Consider the following 3,657-nt stretch of genomic DNA (forward strand, 5'->3'; position numbering starts at 1 on the left):
TCAGAGAATCTGCACCAAAGGCAAGATGGGCATTTTGCAGGAATTCTTGCTTCCATTTTCTGACCATGTTTGGGTTCAGGCCGTTTTCAGAACAGATGACATTGAATTCCTTGTCGCCTTGAAGAATTGACAGAACAATCTTGGTCTTAAATTCAGAAGTGTACTTTTTTCTTGGCATGATAGCATCCTCCAATTTTCGTTACTTAATACTATATCATGCACTCTTAAAATTTTCAGTACTGGTCTGAATTCACAGGCCCATTATACTATAACGGCAAGGTGGAACGCTATCGCGCAGCAGACGGGCAAAGCACCTATGAGGCGCATCGCGAAAACTGTGGTCGCAAATGCGACGCCATAGCAAAGGGAGCATTCCTCGACTATGTGCAGAAGAGACTTCAGGAACATCACTGGTCGCTCGATGCCTGCTTTGGCAGGGCACTGGTTACGGGAGAATTTCAACGTGGCGAGATGGTCTGTACGAAAGCCCTGTACAACTATGTCACGCTGGGGCTCCTAGGAAAAATCAAGAGTATTGACCTGCCCTTGCGCGTCAAGCGAAAAAACGCCAGGAAGCGGGTTCGTGAGCGTAAGAAGAAGTTCGGCCGCAGTATAGATGAGCGCGATCCTTCTGTGGATGAGCGTCAGGATTTCGGGCATTGGGAGTGTGACCTTGTACTGGGATCTCGCTCAAAGGACGAAGTACTGCTGACTCTGGTTGAGCGCAAGACACGCTGTTCCCTCATCAGAAAACTGCCCAACAAGGAAAGTGCCTCTGTAATAGCAGCCTTCAGAAAATTGAAGGATGGAATGTTCCGCGGCTGTTTCAGCCGAGTGTTCCTCAGCATTACGACAGACAATGGCAGTGAGTTTTCTAGCCTGTCGGAGCTAGAGAAACTAAGTCACACACGGATCTATTATGCGCATCCGTACTGCTCTAGCGACAAAGGTACGAATGAGAATCACAACGGCTTATTCCGTCGATTTCTTCCCAAAGGGAAGAAAATCCAGGATTACCCAGTGGAACACATTTCCAGAGTAGAGTGCTGGGCCAACACCCTGCCAAGAAAAATACTCGGCTATAAGACACCCGAGGAGTGCTTTAGGGAAGAAATGCTTGCAGCACTTACTGCATAAAGGTTCGCCGGGTGTTCAACTTATTATTGCAATTCGGGAGAATTATTATGATATATCCTATTCAGTGAAAACCATAGATCCAGTATGGATTGCCGGTAATGGAAAAAATGAAGGCTTATGGGTAAATAATAAATCGGGATTTTTTATTTTAAATCCCGACCTCTCCCACCACCGTGCGTACCGTTCAGTACACAACGTTTCTCTAGTTTTTACAAATTTGCGCATAATAGTCCAGCAAGGTGATGTATCCTTGCCGGGCTATTTTTTTATTTATCAGAATGGAGTTCAGCATGAGTGCGGTTTATTATCGAATTATGTTATAAAACCAACATACTTGTCTCCCCTGCCATGCTATACTCATTCCAGAAAGACGAAGAAAACAATAAAAAATGCCTGTAATGACCGTATCATGAACAGGCAACAGAAAGGGGCAGACCTCATGAAAAATATAGAATGGAAAGATAAAGTGGCAAGTTTTAAAAAAAATTGATGTGCGCGGCATCGCCGGTAATTTCCTTGATGGGCTGAAAAAACAGGCAGCCAAGCTTCCCGTCGGCGAAGGGATGGAAGTCATTCAAAGTTTTGAACCAATCCCCCTCTATGAGATCATGGAAATGCTGGGATATGAGCATTATACAGAAAAAACAGCAGAACATGAATATCACGCTTATTTCTATCGGACCGAGGAAAAAGGGAACGTGGAAGATGCGCCAGAACGGCCGGCGGTCATCACGAACTATCCCATGATCGATGAAAAGCTGGGCGAACTGGCTGTAGAATTTTGGGATATGACCTGGAAAAGCGAAAAACGATATCTCGATTATAACATCCGCCTCCTGCTTTCGCTGGCCAATGCCGTCGGTGCCGGACGGATGCGGCAGGCCATGCGGGAACTGCTGAAAGCCTATGCCAATGGCCTGGACTCCAGAGCCCTGGACGACGTATTCGAACAGCTGGCCTGGAACATGGGCATCGGCTTCTTCAGTTCTGAAATCGCTCCGTCCCCACTGTTTCATGCGTATAAATTGATCAAACAAATGGAAAAACAGGGAAAAGAAAGAAATGAAATCAACCAGATGCTAAGAGAAAAATTATCCGATAAAAAAGGAGGATGCAAGTAAAAAAAACAGAGGCTGTCGCATTAAGACAGCCTCTGTTTGAGTTTTAAGTTTGTAGTTTGTAGCGAAGGTTTTTAAATTTAAGGCCCTTCTCAACGATAGAATTCAGGCCGACGCAAGGTAATATAGGGCCTTGCCTGGCGGCTTGCTTTGCATTTTTCCAAGTCGATATCGCAATATACCAGTCCGGCTTCCCCACCCGCTTTGAACAGTGTCTGTCCTTCACTGTCGACGACCAGGGACTGACCGGCGAAGGTAACGTCTCCTTCCCGGCCGACGCGGTTGCACATGGCGATGAAGACATTGTTTTGATAGGCCTGGACCCGGATTTCCCATTCAAAGAGGTCTAACGGTTCTGTCGTCAAATTGGCCGTCGGTATCAAGACCAATTCGGCCCCCATGGCAGCGCAAGTGCGGATGCTTTCCGGCAAATGGCGGTCAAAACAGATGACGACGCCGATTTTCCCAAAAGAAGTATCATAGACGCGAAAACCATCTGGCGAAGGCGTATAGTAATCGAGTTCGTAGAACTGGGGCGCACTGGTGACATGGACCATAGCCGATTTTCCCAGCAGATTCCCCTTTTCGTCGATGAACAAAGACGTATCATAGGCCTGCCCCCGATATTGCAAATAGAGATTAGGCGACACCATGCAATGTGCCTGCCGTGCCAGGTCATAAAAGGCCGTCACCCGCGGGTCATCAGGGTCCAGCAGATAATCCGGCAGCTCGTCTGCCGTGTACTGCGGCAAAAAAGGCATATGCTGCACTTCCGGAAAGAAGAGCAGATCCACCCCGGCCGCTTCCTTCACAGCCTCATAACTCACCTGTAAATTCCGTTCCATATCCTCAGTCATCGCCATCTGCATCATCGCAATCCGCATCAACCTCGCTCCTTTCACTCTGCCTGTTTTACACAAATTTTCTTACCACAAAAGGAAATGCCATATTTCCAGACTTTCTGGATTTCCCGATTCGGAATCACCAATTCACACCAATAACCGCCAAAGGCTTTTTCGCAAGATATGGGAGTCAAATATCCCGTTGTAAGCAGCATCGTATACAGCGCATCTTCATCATTACCGATTTCATCATAAATAATGCCTTCCCGAATCATGGCCGATATGCTTTCTCCACGTAAAAGAGAAATCAAATCCTGTTGCTTTTCGTCAGACAGCGACAGCATCAGCTGATTCAAAATCGAATTCCCCGATGTATTAATCCAATAATCATCCAAAACTTTTTGATCGAAAAATATAATGGGCCTGTGAATTCAGACCAGTACTGAAAAATTTTAAGAGTGCATGATMTGATAGTATTAAGTAACGAAAATTGGAGGATGCTATCAATGACCAAGAAAAAAKTACACTTCTGAAATTTAAAGACCAAGTAATTGTTCTGT

The 3,657-nt window shown here is 45.9% G+C and carries 5 protein-coding genes and 1 pseudogene; 3 read left to right on the top strand and 3 right to left on the bottom strand.

What is annotated here, in order from left to right; genetic code table 11:
- The coding region (locus NM10_RS11975; RefSeq protein ID WP_020311803.1) for a transposase at nucleotides 1-178 on the bottom strand (178 nt) is incomplete at its 3' end.
- An 83-nt stretch (nucleotides 179-261) separates the two neighbouring features.
- On the opposite strand from NM10_RS11975, the pseudogene NM10_RS11980 reads away from it, so the two are divergent.
- From NM10_RS11980 to NM10_RS11985, 3 genes and pseudogenes are all read left to right on the top strand, one after another.
- A pseudogene (locus NM10_RS11980) lies at nucleotides 262-1,137 on the top strand (IS30 family transposase); the annotation flags it as partial.
- Nucleotides 1,118-1,627, top strand: a complete 510-nt coding sequence (locus NM10_RS14235; protein ID WP_020311805.1) for a hypothetical protein — start codon at nucleotides 1,118-1,120, stop codon at nucleotides 1,625-1,627. The pseudogene NM10_RS11980 and the gene NM10_RS14235, both read left to right, overlap by 20 nt.
- Nucleotide 1,628: 1 nt before the next feature.
- Nucleotides 1,629-2,258 carry a DUF2249 domain-containing protein gene (locus NM10_RS11985; protein WP_020311806.1) on the top strand — a complete coding sequence of 210 codons (630 nt, stop codon included), beginning with the start codon at nucleotides 1,629-1,631 and terminating at the stop codon, nucleotides 2,256-2,258.
- A gap of 89 nt (nucleotides 2,259-2,347) precedes the next feature.
- On the opposite strand, the gene NM10_RS11990 is transcribed toward NM10_RS11985, so the two are convergent.
- Both NM10_RS11990 and NM10_RS11995 read right to left on the bottom strand, forming a co-directional pair.
- Nucleotides 2,348-3,139: a carbon-nitrogen hydrolase family protein gene (locus NM10_RS11990; protein ID WP_020311807.1), complete on the bottom strand. Its 792-nt coding sequence runs from the start codon at nucleotides 3,137-3,139 to the stop codon at nucleotides 2,348-2,350.
- Nucleotides 3,140-3,153: 14 nt separating this feature from the next.
- Complete coding sequence (locus NM10_RS11995) at nucleotides 3,154-3,453, bottom strand: hypothetical protein (protein WP_020311808.1); 300 nt, start codon at nucleotides 3,451-3,453, stop codon at nucleotides 3,154-3,156.
- Nucleotides 3,454-3,657 lie beyond the last annotated feature (204 nt).

Source organism: Megasphaera sp. NM10, from assembly GCF_000417505.1.
Taxonomy (GTDB): Bacteria; Bacillota; Negativicutes; order Veillonellales; family Megasphaeraceae; genus Megasphaera; species Megasphaera intestinihominis.